This is a genomic window from Streptomyces sp. SX-6, assembly GCF_059089585.1.
The window spans coordinates 213,079-228,871 of record NZ_JBTHHU010000001.1; the positions used below are offsets into that span (position 1 = coordinate 213,079).

The 15,793-nt window shown below is 71.3% G+C and carries 16 protein-coding genes; 3 read left to right on the top strand and 13 right to left on the bottom strand.

Going from position 1 to position 15,793, the window contains the following annotated elements; genetic code table 11:
- Window positions 1-109: 109 nt before the first annotated feature.
- The 5 genes from cbiE to ACV530_RS01060 all read right to left on the bottom strand — a co-directional run bounded on the left by cbiE (window position 110) and on the right by ACV530_RS01060 (window position 5,177).
- Window positions 110-1,342, bottom strand: a complete 1,233-nt coding sequence (cbiE, locus tag ACV530_RS01040; RefSeq protein ID WP_494330241.1) for a precorrin-6y C5,15-methyltransferase (decarboxylating) subunit CbiE — start codon at window positions 1,340-1,342, stop codon at window positions 110-112.
- A 107-nt stretch (window positions 1,343-1,449) separates the two neighbouring features.
- Window positions 1,450-2,094 carry a GNAT family N-acetyltransferase gene (locus ACV530_RS01045; protein WP_494330242.1) on the bottom strand — a complete coding sequence of 215 codons (645 nt, stop codon included), beginning with the start codon at window positions 2,092-2,094 and terminating at the stop codon, window positions 1,450-1,452.
- A 260-nt stretch (window positions 2,095-2,354) separates the two neighbouring features.
- The gene (locus ACV530_RS01050) at window positions 2,355-3,230 is read right to left on the bottom strand and encodes a MetQ/NlpA family ABC transporter substrate-binding protein (RefSeq protein WP_494330243.1); all 876 of its coding nucleotides are present in this window, start codon (window positions 3,228-3,230) and stop codon (window positions 2,355-2,357) included.
- An 85-nt stretch (window positions 3,231-3,315) separates the two neighbouring features.
- On the bottom strand, window positions 3,316-4,077 hold the full coding sequence (locus tag ACV530_RS01055; RefSeq protein ID WP_494330244.1) for a methionine ABC transporter permease: 762 nt from the start codon (window positions 4,075-4,077) through the stop codon (window positions 3,316-3,318).
- On the bottom strand, window positions 4,074-5,177 hold the full coding sequence (locus tag ACV530_RS01060; protein ID WP_494330245.1) for a methionine ABC transporter ATP-binding protein: 1,104 nt from the start codon (window positions 5,175-5,177) through the stop codon (window positions 4,074-4,076). Before ACV530_RS01060 ends, ACV530_RS01055 begins: the two co-directional genes overlap by 4 nt.
- Before the next feature lie 423 nt (window positions 5,178-5,600).
- Between ACV530_RS01060 and ACV530_RS01065 the strand changes: the two genes are divergently transcribed.
- Together ACV530_RS01065 and ACV530_RS01070 are read left to right on the top strand one after the other, a co-directional pair.
- Window positions 5,601-5,960 (top strand): hypothetical protein, encoded by a 360-nt coding sequence (locus ACV530_RS01065; RefSeq protein ID WP_494330246.1) that lies wholly within the window; start codon window positions 5,601-5,603, stop codon window positions 5,958-5,960.
- A gap of 2 nt (window positions 5,961-5,962) precedes the next feature.
- On the top strand, window positions 5,963-6,394 hold the full coding sequence (locus ACV530_RS01070; protein WP_494330247.1) for a hypothetical protein: 432 nt from the start codon (window positions 5,963-5,965) through the stop codon (window positions 6,392-6,394).
- Between the two features lie 10 nt (window positions 6,395-6,404).
- On the opposite strand, the gene ACV530_RS01075 is transcribed toward ACV530_RS01070, so the two are convergent.
- From ACV530_RS01075 to ACV530_RS01085, 3 genes are all read right to left on the bottom strand, one after another.
- Window positions 6,405-6,908, bottom strand: a complete 504-nt coding sequence (locus tag ACV530_RS01075) for a GNAT family N-acetyltransferase (RefSeq protein WP_494330248.1) — start codon at window positions 6,906-6,908, stop codon at window positions 6,405-6,407.
- A gap of 86 nt (window positions 6,909-6,994) precedes the next feature.
- Window positions 6,995-7,534 carry an RNA polymerase sigma factor gene (locus ACV530_RS01080; protein WP_494330529.1) on the bottom strand — a complete coding sequence of 180 codons (540 nt, stop codon included), beginning with the start codon at window positions 7,532-7,534 and terminating at the stop codon, window positions 6,995-6,997.
- A 77-nt stretch (window positions 7,535-7,611) separates the two neighbouring features.
- Entirely contained in the window at window positions 7,612-8,781 is a 1,170-nt protein-coding gene (locus ACV530_RS01085; protein WP_494330249.1) for a glycerophosphodiester phosphodiesterase, read from the bottom strand.
- A 230-nt stretch (window positions 8,782-9,011) separates the two neighbouring features.
- Between ACV530_RS01085 and ACV530_RS01090 the strand changes: the two genes are divergently transcribed.
- The gene (locus tag ACV530_RS01090) at window positions 9,012-9,689 is read left to right on the top strand and encodes a lysophospholipid acyltransferase family protein (protein WP_494330250.1); all 678 of its coding nucleotides are present in this window, start codon (window positions 9,012-9,014) and stop codon (window positions 9,687-9,689) included.
- A gap of 76 nt (window positions 9,690-9,765) precedes the next feature.
- Here the strand turns inward: ACV530_RS01090 and ACV530_RS01095 are convergent, their stop codons facing one another.
- The 5 genes from ACV530_RS01095 to ACV530_RS01115 all read right to left on the bottom strand — a co-directional run bounded on the left by ACV530_RS01095 (window position 9,766) and on the right by ACV530_RS01115 (window position 15,701).
- Entirely contained in the window at window positions 9,766-10,587 is an 822-nt protein-coding gene (locus ACV530_RS01095) for an alpha/beta fold hydrolase (RefSeq protein ID WP_494330251.1), read from the bottom strand.
- 187 nt (window positions 10,588-10,774) lie between these two features.
- Entirely contained in the window at window positions 10,775-12,334 is a 1,560-nt protein-coding gene (locus ACV530_RS01100; protein ID WP_494330252.1) for an MFS transporter, read from the bottom strand.
- Window positions 12,331-12,879: a TetR/AcrR family transcriptional regulator gene (locus tag ACV530_RS01105; protein WP_494330253.1), complete on the bottom strand. Its 549-nt coding sequence runs from the start codon at window positions 12,877-12,879 to the stop codon at window positions 12,331-12,333. The genes ACV530_RS01100 and ACV530_RS01105 overlap by 4 nt, the downstream gene beginning before the upstream one ends.
- Before the next feature lie 78 nt (window positions 12,880-12,957).
- Window positions 12,958-14,400 carry an argininosuccinate lyase gene (gene argH / locus ACV530_RS01110; protein WP_494330254.1) on the bottom strand — a complete coding sequence of 481 codons (1,443 nt, stop codon included), beginning with the start codon at window positions 14,398-14,400 and terminating at the stop codon, window positions 12,958-12,960.
- 104 nt (window positions 14,401-14,504) lie between these two features.
- On the bottom strand, window positions 14,505-15,701 hold the full coding sequence (locus ACV530_RS01115; protein ID WP_494330255.1) for an argininosuccinate synthase: 1,197 nt from the start codon (window positions 15,699-15,701) through the stop codon (window positions 14,505-14,507).
- Window positions 15,702-15,793 lie beyond the last annotated feature (92 nt).

Genomic DNA, 15,793 nt, shown 5'->3' on the forward strand with positions numbered 1-15,793 from the left:
TGCGCACCGTCAATACGGAGACACGTTCGGGACATTGGTGACTGTGGTGTCGGACACCGGGCGGTCGTACAACGGTCCGCCAGCCTACCCTCCGCCCGGCGCGCCGCGATCACGGGTGCGTACGACGCCCGCTCAGCAGGAAGGCTACGGCGCGCTCGCGCTCCGTCCACGCGCTTGTGTCCAACTCCACGGCCTGCAGCAGGACGCACTCCACGGCGTACCCGCCCTCGGCGAGCGCCCTGCCGATGGCCTCGGCCTCGTCGCGGGTGGCGGCGTGGGCGACGATGCGCTCGGGGCGTCGGTCGGCACAGGCGGCGACGACCGGGGCGCCGCCGGCCCCGACGCGGACCACGTCGGGCTGGGGCAGGTCCTCGAGGATCTGGGGCGCGGTGCCGTGGACGACCTGGATCTGGACGCCGAAGCGGCGGGCGACGGCGGCGGCACGCCCGCAGGCGTCCGCGTCGCGGTCGACGGCGATGACGGCCGCGCCGAACCGGGCGGCCTCGGCCGCGGCGGCGCCACTGCCCGAGCCGATGTCCCACACGAGGTCGCCCACGCGCGGCCCGAGCCGGGCGAGTTGGGCGGCGCGCAGTTCGGTGGCCTCTCCCTCGGCGGGCGCGGCGCCGTAGGCGTCGGCGGGCAGCGCCCAGCCGCGCACGCCCGCGTGGCCGGGGTCGCGGCCGGCGATCCAGCCGCCCGTCGTCCGCTGCCTCGGGTCCGCCGCCGCCTCGGCCGTGCCGGAACCGCCGATGACGATGACGACGTTGGGGTCGCGCCAGGCGTGGTCGGCCGCCTTGTCGGAGGTCAGGACGGTGACCCGTTCGCGGTCGGTGCCCAGTTCCTCGCAGATGACGAAGGTGCGGTGGACGGGGCCGAGGAGGAGGGCGAGTTCGGCCGGTCCGGCGCCGGGCGAGGTGAGGACGGCGACCTTGGGGTACGCGCGGCAGACGTTGACGGCCCGGCGCAGTTCACGGCTGTTGGCGACGACGATCCGGGCGTCGTCCCAGGGCATGCCGGCCCGGGCGAAGGCGGCCGCGACCGAGGAGACGGCGGGCACCACCTCGACCTCCAGGCCGTGTTCGGGTGCGCGCAGGGTGCGGACGACGCCGAAGAAGCCGGGGTCGCCGTCCGCGAACACGACGGCGGTGCCGCGGTGGCGGGCGATGCGGCGGGCGGCCAGGCCGACGCTGCCGAGCCTGATGCGTTCGGCACCGGGCGGTATCTCGGGCAGCGCCAAGTGGTGCGCGGCTCCGGCCACGAGGGTGGCGGCGGCCACGGCGGAGCGGGCCGCTGCCGTCAGCGGTGAGCCGTCCCAACCGATCACCGTGACCCGGTCGGCCATCGTCGTCTGTCTCCTGGGCTTGTCTCGGGTCGGGGTGCCCGCGGCGCGTGCGGGCGGCAATGAGCGTACCCCGGCAGGTCCGTACCGCTGACCGGCGCAAACGGCGGTCAGCGCCAGCCGGGGAAGGCTGCGGCGTATCCGGGGCCGCCGCCTGTGTGCTGCTCGCGCACCTCTTCGAGGTCCTCGGGGAGCAGGCTCCAGACGATGAGGTCGGTGCGAATGTCCGTCCAGCCGCCGTCCTCCGTACGGCTGCGCGCTATCCAGGCGTTGCGCAGGACGCCCTCGCTGATGCAGCCGATCTTCTGGGCGACCTGCTGGGAGGCGGTGTTGTCGGCGGCGGTGCGCAGTTCGAGGCGTTCGAACTTCTGGTCGCGGAAGAGCCATTCGGCGACGGCGAGGACGGATTCGCAGGCGTAGCCCTCGCCGCGGGCCCAGGGCGCGGTGACATAGCCGACCTCGGCGGAGAGGGTGCGCCAGTCGGTGCGGTGGAGGTGCACGATGCCGACGAGGCGGTGGGTGAGGAACTCGGTGACCGCAAAGACGATTCCGCGCCCGGAGGTGCGTTCCTCGGGGGCGCGGTGCAGGGCCCAGTCGCGGGCGTCGGCGGTGGTGTAGGGGTGGGGCGCGGAGGTCCAGGCGGTGATGAGCTCGTCGTTCATCATCTCGGCGAGCGCGGGCACGTCCGTGGCGTCGAACGGGCGCAGCACCAGCCGGTCCGTACTGATGGAGATGTCCGGAAAGGTGGATGTCATGCGCTGCTCCAACGCCGGGGGTGGACTCGGGTGCTCTCGGTGGTCCGGTCGGGGTGGCTCGGGTGCACCAGCATGCAGCATCTGTATGCGGGTGTGCCAAGCGCGGCGGCCCCGCGCACGCGGTGCGTGTGCGGGGCCTGCGGCCGCCGGGACGGCTGAGATTACCGGCGTTCCTCCCGCGTTGCCGGTCCGGGCGCCCTTGTCGGCCAGTCGATTCGGCCAGACGTGCGACGCCGGGCGCCGGGGCCGCGGCGCGGGGGTCAGTTCTTGACGGAGCCGAAGGCGGGGATGACGGCGCCGTTGCTGAACTTCTGCTCGATGAACTTCTTGACCTCGTCGGAGTTGAGGAGCTTGGCGAGCTTTACGATCCGCGGGTCGTCCTCGTTGCCCTTCTTGACGGCCAGGAAGTTGGCGTACGGGTTGCCGTCGGCCTTCTCCAGGGCGAGGGAGTCCTTGGCGGGGTTGAGCTTGGCGCTGATGGCGAAGTTGCCGTTGATGACCGCGGCGTCGACGTCGGCCAGGCGGGCCGGGATCTGGGAGGCCTCGAGCTCGGTGAACTTGATGCCCTTGTTGTCCTTGACGTCGGCGAGGGTGGCGCCGCTGCCGACGCCGTCCTTGAGCTCGATGACCTTGTGGTCGGCCAGGAGCTTGAGGGCGCGGCCCTCGTTGGTGGCGTCGTTGGGCACGGCGACGGTGGAACCGGAGGTGAGGTCGGAGACCTTCTGGACCTTCTTGGAGTAGAGGCCGAGCGGCTCGATCTCGACGTTGACGACCGGGACGATGTCGGTCTTGTTCTTCTTGTTGAAGTCGTCGAGGTAGGGCTTGTGCTGGAAGAAGTTGCCGTCGACGTCGCCGCTCTGGGTGGCGGTGTTGGGCAGGTTGTAGTCGTTGAGCTCCTTCACCTTCAGCTTCAGCCCGGCCTTCTCGGCGAGGTGGTCCCGGACGAAGTTGAGGATGTCGCCGTGCGGGGTGGGGCTGGCGGCGATGACGAGGGTCGCGTTCGGGTCGGCGTCCTTGCCCTTCTGTTCCGATCTGCCGCTCGAGGAGGCGTCGGAGGGGGCGCTGCAGGCGCTGAGGCCGAGGGTGAGGGCGGCGGCTGCCGCGACGGCGGCGGTGAGCTTGACGGTGGTACGCACGAAGAGTGCCTCTTTCTGTTTCACGAGGTGTTGCCACCCGGCAAAGGGTCCGGGCTCGTGGTTCACCGGGGCGGGGCCCCGGGGGTCAGGTGGTTTCGGCCGCCTCGGCGGGTTCGGCCGTGGCGGGGACCTGCCGGCGGGCGGGCGAGCTCCACAGGCGGCGGAGGCCGGCGGGTGCCGCCTGGCGGCCGGTGCGCCGTGCGAGGCGGCGTACGGCGAGGTCGCCGGCGAGCTGGACGGCCGTGACGATGACGACCAGCAGCACGATGGTGATGTTCATCAGGCCGTGTTCCTGGCGCTGGTAGCCCCAGTTGATGGCGACCTGGCCGAGTCCGCCGCCGCCGACCGCGCCGGCCATGGCGGAGTAGCCGATGAGGGCGATCACGGTGGTGGTCAGGCCCGCGACGAGCGAGGCGAGGGCCTGCGGGAGCAGCACCTTGAAGATCACGGTCCAGGTGCCGCCGCCCATCGCCTGCACGGCCTCGATCAGGCCGTGGTCGACCTCGCGCAGCGAGGTCTCCACCAGGCGGGCGAAGAACGGGATCGCGCCGATGGTCAGGGCGACCACGGCGGCGCTCGGGCCGATCGAGGTCTGGATCACCAGGCGGGTGAAGGGGATCAGCCAGACGATCAGGATGATGAAGGGCACGGAGCGGCCGATGTTGACCACCGCGCCGACGACCTTGTTGACGACGACGTTCTGGAGCAGCCCGCCGCGGTCGGTGAGGTAGAGCAGGACGCCCAGCGGCAGGCCGCCGAGGACGGTCCAGACCGCGGACCACCACACCATGAAGAGGGTGTCGAGACACGCGTCGCGCAGCAGTGGCTGCATCTCGGACCAGGTCACTTGGCACCATCCTTCAGGAGCGCGCCCGCGGGCGCCGGGAGACTGACGTCGGCCACCTCGACCTGGAGACCCTGCTCGCGCAGGAAGCCGATCGGGACGACGTTCTCCTCGAAGCGGCCCGGCAGTTCGATGCGCATCCGGCCGACCTGCCTGCCCGCGACGGTGTCCATCGCGGCGCCCAGGATCGAGATGTCGATGTTGTACGTGCGGGACAGCTGCGAGATGACGGGCTGGGTCGCCGCCTCGCCGTGGAAGGTGACGTCCACGACTGTGCGGTCGGGGCCGGAGGGCTCTCCGCCGACGGGGAAGAGCTCGGCCGCCAGCTCCGAGCCGGGGGTGGCGAGGAGCTCGGAGACGGTGCCGGACTCCACGATGCGGCCGGCCTTCATCAGGGCCGCGGAGTCGCAGATGGTCTTGACGACGTCCATCTCGTGGGTGATGAGGAGGATCGTCAGGCCGAGCTGCCGGTTGAGGTCGCGCAGCAGCTGGAGGATCGAGCGGGTGGTCTCCGGGTCGAGCGCGGAGGTCGACTCGTCGGAGAGCAGCACCTTGGGGTCGCCGGCGAGCGCCCGGGCGATGCCGACGCGCTGCTTCTGGCCGCCGGAGAGCTGGGCGGGGTAGGCCTTGGCCTTGTCGGCGAGGCCGACGAGGTCGAGGAGCTCGAGGGCCTTGCGGCTGCGCTCCGTGCCGGAGAGGCCGAGGATCTCGAGCGGCAGCTCGACGTTGGCCTGCACGGTGCGCGAGGAGAGCAGGTTGAAGTGCTGGAAGACCATGCCGATGCGGCTGCGTGCCTCGCGCAGCGCGGCGTTCGCGCGCTGGCCCCGGCCGGCGAGCGCGGTGAGGTCCCGGCCTGCCACGGTGACCGTGCCGGAGCTGGGGCGCTCGAGGAGGTTGACGCAGCGGATGAGGGTCGATTTCCCGGCACCGCTCCGGCCCAGGACGCCGTACACCTCGCCTTCGCGTACGTGCAGATCGACGCCGTCGAGGGCGGTGACCTCGCGGCCGCGTGAGCGGTAGACCTTTGTCAGGCCCGTAGTGGTGATCACAGGGGATTCCGTCACTGTCGAGTGCGCGGCAGGGATGCGCCGGCGCACGGGCATTCATTGCGGAACGCGGCAGGGAGAGCCCCGGCGGGGCGCGGGTGCGCGGCTTCGGGGTTTCTCGTGACGCGGGGCGGAGCGGTCCGGGTCCTCGGGGGGACTCGGGCTCGACGGGTCTCGCTTCGGGGCGCGAGGCTCAGAACAGGGGCCCTCAGCGGTCACACATTCGACACATGCAACGAGCACCGGGCGTCGTCATCGCCTCGGTCGCAAAGGTGCGGCTGCTCGTCGTGGTCATGCGAGCCAGTAAAACAGACACCGGTGCGATTGAGCCAAGCCTGTCCGAATAGCGGACAAGCCTGATCATCCCGTGGACACCCCGCCGCCGCGCAGGGGCGCGTGCGGTGGGGCGGGAGGCGCCCTCTAAAGTCGTCCCATGCCTGTCATGCCCCATCCGCACACCGGTGCCGTCCGGCGGTCACGGTGATCGACGCGCTGACACTCGCGGTCGGCGTGGCCGCCCTCGCGCTCGCCGCCTGGTGCGGTATCGCCTTCTCCCGCGACCAGTCCACCAAGGACTGGCACTTCATCGGCATGGCCGTGGTCTGCGTGCTCGCGCTCGTCCAGCTCGTCATCGGCGTGGTACGGCTCGCGGGCGGCGACAAGCCCTCCCAGGGCACGGCGATCTTCGTGGCCTATCTGATCGGCGCCGCGGCGGCGGTACCGGCCGCGGGCTTCATGTCCCTCGCCGAGCGCACCCGTTGGGGCTCGGCCACGGTGTCGGCGGGCGCCGTGATCCTCGCCGTGCTCGAAGTGCGGCTGTACGACATCTGGGGAGGCTGACGATGACACAGTCCACGGACACCGACCGACCGGCGAAGTCCGGCTTCGATCTGGGGCAGGGCCCCGGCCGGCTGCTGGTGTGGCTGTACGGGGTGTTCACCGTCGCGGCGGCATCCCGCTCGATCGTCCAGACGATCCTGCACTTCGGCCATGCCCCGCTCGCCTACTCGCTGTCGGCGGCCGCCGCGGTGGTGTACGCGTTCATCACGTACTCCCTGGTCCGCGGCGGCGAGACGGCTCGCCGGGCGGCACTGGTGTGCTGTGCCGCGGAGCTGGCCGGCGTTCTCGTCGTGGGCACCTGGACGCTCGCCGAGCCGTCCGCCTTCCCCGACGCGACGGTGTGGTCGGACTACGGCATGGGGTACCTGTTCATCCCCGTGATCCTGCCGGTGACCGCGATGTTCTGGCTGCGGAAGGCCCAGGACCAGCGCTGACGGCCAGCTGCTAACGGCCGGCCGCGAGAGCGGGCACCGCGGCGGCCTTCTCCAGGGTCACCTGGGTGAAGGCGCTCGTGATCTGCTCGGTGCCGCCTGTCGGGACGTATCCCGCCTCGCGGCACAGACGCAGGGTCCCTTCGCTGCGCCGGCCGACGGCGAGCCGGTAGCGCTTCGCGGACTCCTCCGCCAGCTGCTCCTCGACCGCGGCGAGCAGCCGCCCGCCCAGGCCGTGCCGCTGCAGGCGGGGGTGGACGATGAGCCCCGCGATGACGGCCGTGCCGTCCGGGCCCACCGCGCCCCGCACCGAGCCGACGACCTCGGTACCGAGCCGGGCCGCCAGCACCCGGCCTCCGGCCAGTTCGGCCCGCAGCGCCGCGAGGCTCTGGGTCAGCGGCTCGAGGGAGTAGTCGCCGTAGAGTTCGGCCTCGCTCTGATAGCAGAGGTACTGGAGCTTGAGGATCTGCTCGGCATCGTCCTCGCCCGCCGCCGCGATGGTCACGCTCATGCCCATGTCCGCATGCCTCCCCTGTTCGGCCCGTTCCGGTCCACACCGACGAAAGGCGCCGCAGTGCACGCCGTCTTCGCAGCGCCGGTCGTCTAACGCTCCTTTCCCCCGAGCCCAGGAGCCGCAATCGCCGCCGTGAGCATTCTGCGCAGGCATCCCAGGCAGCGGGAACGGACCGGCCCCAAAGATCCTTGTGAGATTCCCAACTCCCCTGCGATTTCGCGGTAGGTCGGATCACCCGCGGAGAGCAGGGCGCTCAGCAGGCCGGGGCAGCGGCCGGGCAGCCGCCGGACGGCCGCGCGCAGCTCCCGGCCCGACTCCGCGGCCAGCACCGCCCGTTCCACACCGGATTCCTGGCCGTCCGAGGGGTCGGTGACGGTCGGGTCGTACGGCACCTCGCGACGGGCCCGGCGGCGTGCGGCGCGTGCCTCGGCCCGTACCGCGGCGCGCAGCCGCACCGCGGACTCGGCCGTGCGATGCCGTGCGCCGTGGCAGGCGCTGCCGTCGCTCAGCAGCCGCACCCAGACGGCCTGTTCGAGGTCGGCGGCGTCGACACCCGCCGCCGGGGCCTCGGCCGCGCACTCCGCGGCCAGCAGGGGGCGCAGCGAGGTCAGGAGATCGTTCGGCGTCATGACCGGCGGGACGTGGCCGTGCGTCCCGCCGGTTGCCGGCACGGGCGGCAGTCACCCGTCCGTGTCGGCGTCGCGATTCATCGAAGGGCTTCTCGCGCCAGCATCGCGGTGTCGCAGTTGTCGGAGAAGATGCCGTCGATGCCGGTGGCGAAGTAGGTCTTGAACGCGCCGAAGGCGTCGCCGTAGGCGTTCGGGTCGCTGCCGCGCCGGAAGTCGGCGGGCAGGAAGGAGTTCTCGTTGCGCATGGTGTACGGGTGCAGGACCAGCCCGGCGGCATGGGCGTCACGCACGAGCGTGGTGGGCTTGGTGAGCTTCTCGTTCTTGTCCCGGGGGATGATCAGGTTCAACCAGGGGCCGATGCCCTGCGCGAAGCCGGAGACCCACTTCAGGCCCTTGGGGGTGATGAGGTCGGCGACCGTGCGCGGGTCCTTGGCGACGGTGAAGTCCCAGGGGCGGGTGGGCAGATCGTCCAGCAGCAGGATCTTCGGCCCGTCCACGCCGAGCTTCCCCAGCCGCTGCAGGCTGCTGGGCTCGAAGGACTGCAGGAAGGTGTGCCCGTCGCGGCCCGCGCGCCCGTAGCGGCGCAGCAGCCGGGCCAGGCGCTCCTCCAGGCCCAGGCCTATGCCCCGGAAGTAGGTGGGGTGCTTGGTCTCGACGTGCAGCCAGATGCGGCGGCCCCGCTTGCGGCCCTGCGCGTCGGCCCACTTGAGGACCTCCTCGAAGGTGGGCACCTGCCAGCGGCCGTCGTAGAGGGTGTTGTGCTGCCGGTTGCCCGGGATGCGCTCCTTGGCGCGCAGCGTCTTGAGCTCGGCGAGGGTGAAGTCCTCGGTGAACCAGCCGGTGTGGGACTCGCCGTCGACGGTCTTGGTGGTCTTGCGGGAGGCGAACTCCGGGTGCGAGGAGACATCGGTGGTGGCGGTGATGTCGTTCTCGTGCCGGCACACCAGGTGGCCGTCCTTGGTGGGCACGACGTCCTGCTCGATCACGTCCGCGCCGTTGGCGAGCGCGTACTCGTAGGAGCCCAGCGTGTGTTCGGGCCGGTAGCCGCAGGCGCCGCGGTGTCCGATGATGGTGGGTACCGGCAGGTCGTGGTACGGCTGCCGGTGCCGGTTCGCCGCGCGCTCGTCATGCCCGGTGCCCGGCGCCGCCGCGGCCGTTCCGGCGCCGCCGAACACGACCGTGCCCGCCCCGAGGGCCGCCGCGGCCCCCAGCACCGTCCGCCTGCCCGGCCGCTGCTCCTGCTGCATGTACGCTCCTTCGCTCCGTGCACCGAGACGTGTCCGGCAGCCGCCGGACGCGCAAGATCGTAGACACGGGCGACTTTCGTACAGAAGGACTGAGCTCAAACGGAGGGATAACTCACGTCAACACTGCGTACCGACGTGATGAACCCCGCGTGCATATTCGCTCTACCCGCGAGTATCGTCCTGCCCTGCGCAGGCATGCGCATCGTCCGTCACCCGACCCGGAGGACCCGTTGTCCCGCATCCTGCTCAAGGCGTTCCTCGGATTCCTCATGCGCGTCCTGTACCGCCCGAAGGTGGAGGGAGCCGAGCGCATCCCCGGCGAGGGGCCGGTGATCCTCGCCGGGAACCACGTCACGTTCATCGACTCCCTGTTCCTGGCGCTGATCGTCAAGCGGCAGGTGTTCTTCATCGGCAAGGACGAGTACGTCACGGGCAAGGGCGTCAAGGGGCGGCTGATGGCCTGGTTCTTCGGGGCGTCGGGCATGATCCCGGTGGACCGCGACGGCGGTCGCGGCGGTGTGGCCGCGCTGATGACCGGGCGCCGGGTCCTGGAGGAGGGCAACATCTTCGCCATCTACCCGGAGGGCACCCGCTCCCCCGACGGCCGTCTGTACCGCGGGCGTACGGGCGTCGCGCGGCTGGCGCTGATGACGGGTGCGCCGGTGGTGCCGTTCGGGATGATCGGCACCGAGAAGGTGCAGCCGAGCGGCAAGGGCCTGCCGCGCATCAGCCCGGTGACGGTGCGCTTCGGCGAGGTGCTGGACTTCTCGCGGTACGAGGGCATGGACCGCGACCGCTATGTGCTGCGGGCCGTCACGGACGAGGTGATGAGCGAGGTCATGCGCCTGTCGGGGCAGGAGTACGTGGACGTCTACGCCACCAAGGCCCGGCAGGACAAGGCCGCTTGACGGCCGTACGCGCCGATGCGGAGGGGGCCGGTTCGCCGGCCCCCTCCGCTGTTGTCGTGCTCCGGTGCTCAGGTGCTCAGCCGGAGCAGCGCGGCTGGAAGGACGGATCGGCGGGGCCCTTGCGGCCCAGTGCGTTCAGCACCCACTGGGCGACGACCGGGTCCTTGGTCGCCTGGTCGTGCATGAACGGGTCGAGCGGGCACTTGTCCTGGAGGACGACGTTGGTGAGGTGCTCGGCGGGACCGGTCAGCAGGGCGCTGGTGTAGGGGATGACGACCTCGTCGTACTTGGTCGTGATGACCGTGTAGTCGGGCCCGGCCGGGGTCTCGGTGCCCGCGTTGAGCTTGGCCAGCAGGTCCGAGCCGGCGCGCTGGTCGAGGCAGGCCGGGCAGACGGTGTAGCCGAGGGGGATCGCGAGGGGGTTCTTCGTGCCGTGGTTGGAGGGCACGATGCCGACGAGGTCCCCGACCTTGTCCGCGCCGCCGAGGAACTTCACGTAGTAGCGCGGCATCATGCCGCCCTGGCTGTGGCCGACGATGTCGACCTTGGCCGCGCCTGTCGCGCCGCGGACCTTCTCGACGAAGTCACGGAGCTCGGCCGCCGCCTGCGGTATGGGGGCGGTCTCCATGTTCCCGTAGTTGAAGGCGAAGACGCAGTAGCCCGCCTCCTTGAGCTTCGGGGAGAGCGCGGCCCAGTTCTCGGCCATCAGCTTGAACGTCCCGTTGACCAGCACGACCGGCCGGGGGTGGGCCGAATCCGGCTTGCAGGACCAGTCGTTGGCGCCCTTGGGCGCGGTGTCGAGGACCGACGCGGAGGCCGGGGCGGACAGGCCCGTGAAGGCGAGGGCCGCGGCGGCCGCGGCCATGACCAGGGTTCTGAGGGTGATGTGCAGACGCATGGGGGGTTCCTTTGCACAAGGACTCTCGTCCGACAGCCGTTCGGCAATGCCGACCGTTGGCTGAAAATGTACGCAGGAACGTAAGGATCCAGTCAAGAGAAAATTTCACCGGCATATGTCACACGGGCCGGGGCTTGCCGCCCCGGCCCGTGTGTGTGCGCTGTGGATGCCCCTCGGCCCGCGCGGGTCAGTGCCCGCTTTGCCCGCCGTCCTCGAGCCGCTGGCCGCGCAGCAGGAACCAGGCCGCGACCGCCGTGCCCAGCAGGACGACCGAGGCGAGGCCCGAGGCGATCCGCAGCCCGTCGACGAAGGCGTGCTGCGCCGCGGACAGCAGCGCTTCCCCGCGGTCCGCGGGCAGGGCGACCGCCGCCTCGAGCGCGCCGCCCAGGGACTCGTGCGCCTGGGCGGCCGTGTCGCCCGTGACGCCGGGCGGCACGTCGAAGCCCCGGTAGACGCCGGTGACGATCGAGCCGAGCAGGGCGATGCCGAGTGCCGCCCCGAGTTCGTACGCCGTCTCGGAGACCGCCGAGGCGGCGCCCGCCTGCTCCTTGGGCACGCTGGAGAGGATCACGTCGGCGGTGACGGTGAACGACAGGCCCGCGCCGATCCCGACGACCAGCAGGACGGCGCCGAGAACCGGATACGCGGTTTCCGTACCGAGCCAGACCAGCACCGCGAGAGCGGCACCGATCGCCGCGAGCCCGGCGGCCACCACCGACCGCACCGACCAGCGGCGGGCCGCCCGGCCGGCGAGCAGTCCGGCCGTCACCGCGCCGATGGCGGAGGGCAGTTCGGCGAGGCCTGCCTCCAACGGATCGCGGTTCTGCACCAGTTGCAGGAACTGCGACAGGAAGAACACCAGCCCCGACAGACCGAGCACGGTCAGCAGATCCGCCAGGACGGCCGCCGAGAAGCCCCGGTTGTGGAACAGCCGCATGTTCAACAGCGGCGCGGGCAGCCTGAGCTGACGCCGTACGAACCACACGAGCGCCACCACGCCCACGACGGCGGCCATCACGGTCCGCACGCCGAAGCCGTGCGTCGCCCCCTCCTTGATCGCGAAGACGACCGCCACGATGCCCACCATCGACAGGACCACGCTGAGCAGGTCCCACGGCCCCGGCGCGGGGTCGCGCGACTCGGGCAGCAGCCGGGCACCGACGAGGACGAGGACGGCCATCACCGGGAGGTTGATCAGGAAGACCGACCCCCACCAGAAGTTCTCCAGCAGGAAGCCGCCGACGACCGGGCCCACCGCCGCGCCGGCCGACGCCATCGCGCCCCAGATGCCGATGGCGAGGCTGCGCTCCCCCGGGTCGTGGAAGAGATTGCGGATCAGCGCCAGGGTGGACGGCATCAGCGTCGCGCCCGCCACACCGAGCAGCGCCCGGGCGGCGATCATCATCTCCGGGCTGGTCGCGTAGGCGTTGAGCACCGAGACGGCGCCGAACGCCAGCGCCCCGGTCAGCAGGAGCTTCTTGCGGCCGATGCGGTCGCCGAGGCTTCCCATGGAAACCAGGAGTCCGGCGATGACGAAGGAGTAGACGTCGCCGATCCACAGCAGCTGGGCGCCGGAGGGCCGCAGGTCCTCGCTCAGGAACGGCGTGGCGAGGCCCAGCACGGTCGCGTCGACCGCGACGAGCAGCACGGCCAGCACCAGCACGCCCAGCGCCAGCCAGCGTCCCGGGCGCGGCAGCTCCGCCTTCTCCCGCGCGCCCGGCAGCGGGGTGATCGTCTCGCCGCTCATCGCTCCATCCTCCGCCGGGCGCCGCCGAGCAGCAGCTCGGAGACCATGCGGGTGTGGTCCTTCGCGGCCACCCGCCCGTCGTGCACGGCCCACGCGCCGGTGCCGATCAGCCCGTAGAGCGCCTCGGTGAGCCACGCGGCGGACAGGTCCAGGCGGAAGACGCCCTCCTCCTGCCCGCGCCGGAAGAGGGCGTGGACCCGGGCGTCGAGCCGGTCCCAGCCCTCGTTGCACCCGCCCTCGTAGAGCTGGTTCTCGGTGAAGAGGAAGGCGAGGATGCCCGAGACCGGCTCGGAGTTCGCGATCAGCCGCCGTACGGCCTCCGCCGCGTCGCCCTCCTCCGGCCGGGCCGTGTCGAGGGCGTGCTCGAACTGCCGGATGCCGAGTTCCTCCAGGGCCCGGACGAGCGCGTCGCGCCCCGCGAAGTGGCGGTGGAGGGTGGCACGGCTGATGCCGGCGGCCTTGGCGATCTCGTCCATGGAGGCGGTCGCCTTGCGGGTGAGCAGGGCCGCTGCTGCTCCCAGTACCTGTTCGCGGTCGACACTCATGAGACGACGATAACCCGGATGAGACATTGATGTCTCATCCGGGCTGCCGATGTCTCAGGCGCCGACGTCTCGGACGAGTCAGCCCTGCTTCGCCTCCGCCCACCGGCGCTGGACGGCCAGGTCCTCCTTCAGTTCGCCCAGCTGCACGGCGACCGCCGAAGGTGCCGTACCGCCGCGACCGTTACGGGCGGCGAGCGCGCCGGGGACGTCGAGGACGGTGCGCACCTCGGGGGTCAGGTGCGGCGAGATCGCGGCGAACTGCTCGTCGGTCAGCTCGTCCAGCTCGATGCCGTGCTTCTCGCACTCCTTGACGCACTCCCCCGCGACCTCGTGCGCGACCCGGAACGGCACGCCCTGGCGGACGAGCCACTCGGCGATGTCGGTCGCCAGCGAGAAACCGGCGGGAGCCAGTTCCGCCATCCGGGCCCGGTTGACGGTGAGGGTCGCCATCATCCCGGTGAAGGCGGGGAGCAGGACCTCCAGCTGGTCGCAGGAGTCGAAGACGGGCTCCTTGTCCTCCTGGAGATCGCGGTTGTACGCGAGCGGCAGCGCCTTGAGCGTGGCCAGCAGTCCGGTCAGATTGCCGATCAGCCGCCCCGACTTGCCGCGCGCCAGCTCGGCGATGTCGGGGTTCTTCTTCTGCGGCATGATCGACGAGCCGGTGGAGAAGGCGTCGTGGAGGGTCACGAAGGAGAACTCCTTCGTGTTCCAGATGATGACCTCCTCGGCGATCCGCGACAGGTCGATGCCGGTCATCGCCGTGATGAAGGCGAACTCGGCGACGAAGTCGCGCGAGGCCGTGCCGTCGATCGAGTTGCCCGCCGAGCCGCGCTCGAAGCCGAGGTCGGCGGCGACCGCCTCCGGGTCGAGCCCGAGCGAGGACCCGGCGAGCGCCCCCGAGCCGTACGGGGAGACCGCGGTGCGCTCGTCCCACTGCCGCAGCCGCTCCGCGTCACGGGACAGCGCCTGCACATGGGCGAGGACGTGGTGCGCGAACAGGACGGGCTGGGCGTGCTGGAGGTGCGTACGGCCGGGCATGGCGACGTCCGCGTGCTCCTCCGCCAGCGCGACGAGGGCCTCCTGGAGGTCCGTGAGCAGGCCGCCGATGATCCGCGCGTGGTCGCGCAGGTACATCCGGAACAGCGTGGCCACCTGGTCGTTGCGGGACCGTCCGGCCCGCAGCTTGCCGCCCAGCTCGGGGCCGAGCCGCTCCAGCAGCCCGCGCTCGAGGGCGGTGTGCACGTCCTCGTCCGCGATGGTGCCGGTGAAGGTGCCGGCCGCGACGTCGGCCTCGAGCAGGCCGAGGCCGTCGAGCATCTGCCGCAGCTCGCCGTCCGTCAGGAGCCCCGCCTTGTGCAGCACCCGCGCGTGGGCTCGGGAGCCCGCGATGTCGTACGGGGCGAGCCGCCAGTCGAAGTGGACGGAGGCCGACAGCCGGGCCAGGGCCTCGGCCGGTCCGTCGGCGAACCGGCCGCCCCAGAGCCGTACGCCTCCGGCGGGTTCCTGCGATCCGGTGGTCATCGGGTTGCTCCTCGTCTGCCCGGCGCGCGGATCGTCCGGCGCCGGGCGGATGACCCCCGCCCGGCGTCCGGGCGGGGATGGTCGGTCGTCGGTGCGGCCGCAGGCTACTGGACGAGGTCCCGCTGGGCCGCGAGCTTGCTCGACATCCCGAAGATCTCGATGAAGCCCTTCGACATGGACTGGTCGAAGGAGTCACCGGTGTCATAGGTGGCGAGGTTGAAGTCGTACAGCGACTGCGCGGACTTCCGCCCGGTGACCACGGCCCGGCCGCCGTGCAGCGTCATCCGGATGTCGCCGGAGACGTGCTCGTTGGCCTCGGCGATGAAGCCGTCCAGGGCCCGCTTGAGCGGGGAGAACCACAGGCCGTCGTACACGAGCTCGCCCCAGCGCTGCTCGACCTGCCGCTTGTAGCGGGCGAGTTCGCGCTCGACGGTGACGTTCTCCAGCTCCTGGTGCGCGGTGATCAGCGCGATCGCGCCGGGCGCCTCGTAGACCTCGCGGGACTTGATGCCGACCAGCCGGTCCTCGACCATGTCGATCCGGCCCACGCCCTGCGCGCCGGCCCGCTCGTTGAGCTGCTGGATCGCCTGGAGCGGGGTGACCGCCTGGCCGTCGATCGCGACCGGGACACCCTTCTCGAAGGTGATGACCACCTCGTCGGGGTCCCGGGGGGTGGCCGGGTTGGCGGTGTAGTCGTAGACGTCCTCGATCGGCGCGTTCCAGATGTCCTCGAGGAAGCCCGTCTCCACGGCCCGGCCGAAGACGTTCTGGTCGATGGAGTACGGGGACTTCTTGGTGGTCGCGATCGGCAGGCCCTTGGCCTCGCAGAAGGCGATCGCCTTGTCCCGGGTCATCGCGTAGTCCCGCACCGGGGCGATGCACTTGAGGTCCGGCGCGAGCGAGGAGATGCCCGCCTCGAACCGCACCTGGTCGTTGCCCTTGCCGGTGCAGCCGTGGGCGACCGTGTCCGCCCCGTGCTTCTGCGCGGCGGCGACGAGGTGCTTGACGATCGTCGGCCGGGAGAGCGCCGAGACCAGCGGGTAGCGGTCCATGTAGAGGGCATTGGCCTTGATCGCGGGGAGGCAGTACTCCTCGGCGAACTCGTCCTTGGCGTCCGCGACCTCCGCCTCGACGGCACCACAGGCGAGCGCGCGCTTGCGGATGACGTCCAGGTCCTCGCCGCCCTGGCCGACATCCACGGCGACGGCGATGACCTCGGCGCCCGTCTCCTCGGCGATCCAGCCGATGGCGACGGAGGTGTCCAGGCCGCCCGAATAGGCGAGTACGACGCGCTCGGTCACGGGATTCTCCTTACTGTGCATGCGCTGATGGGTATAACTATGCAGCATGCCGTATGTTTCGTCAATGCCCCACGAGACCGGTCCGGGGGCCC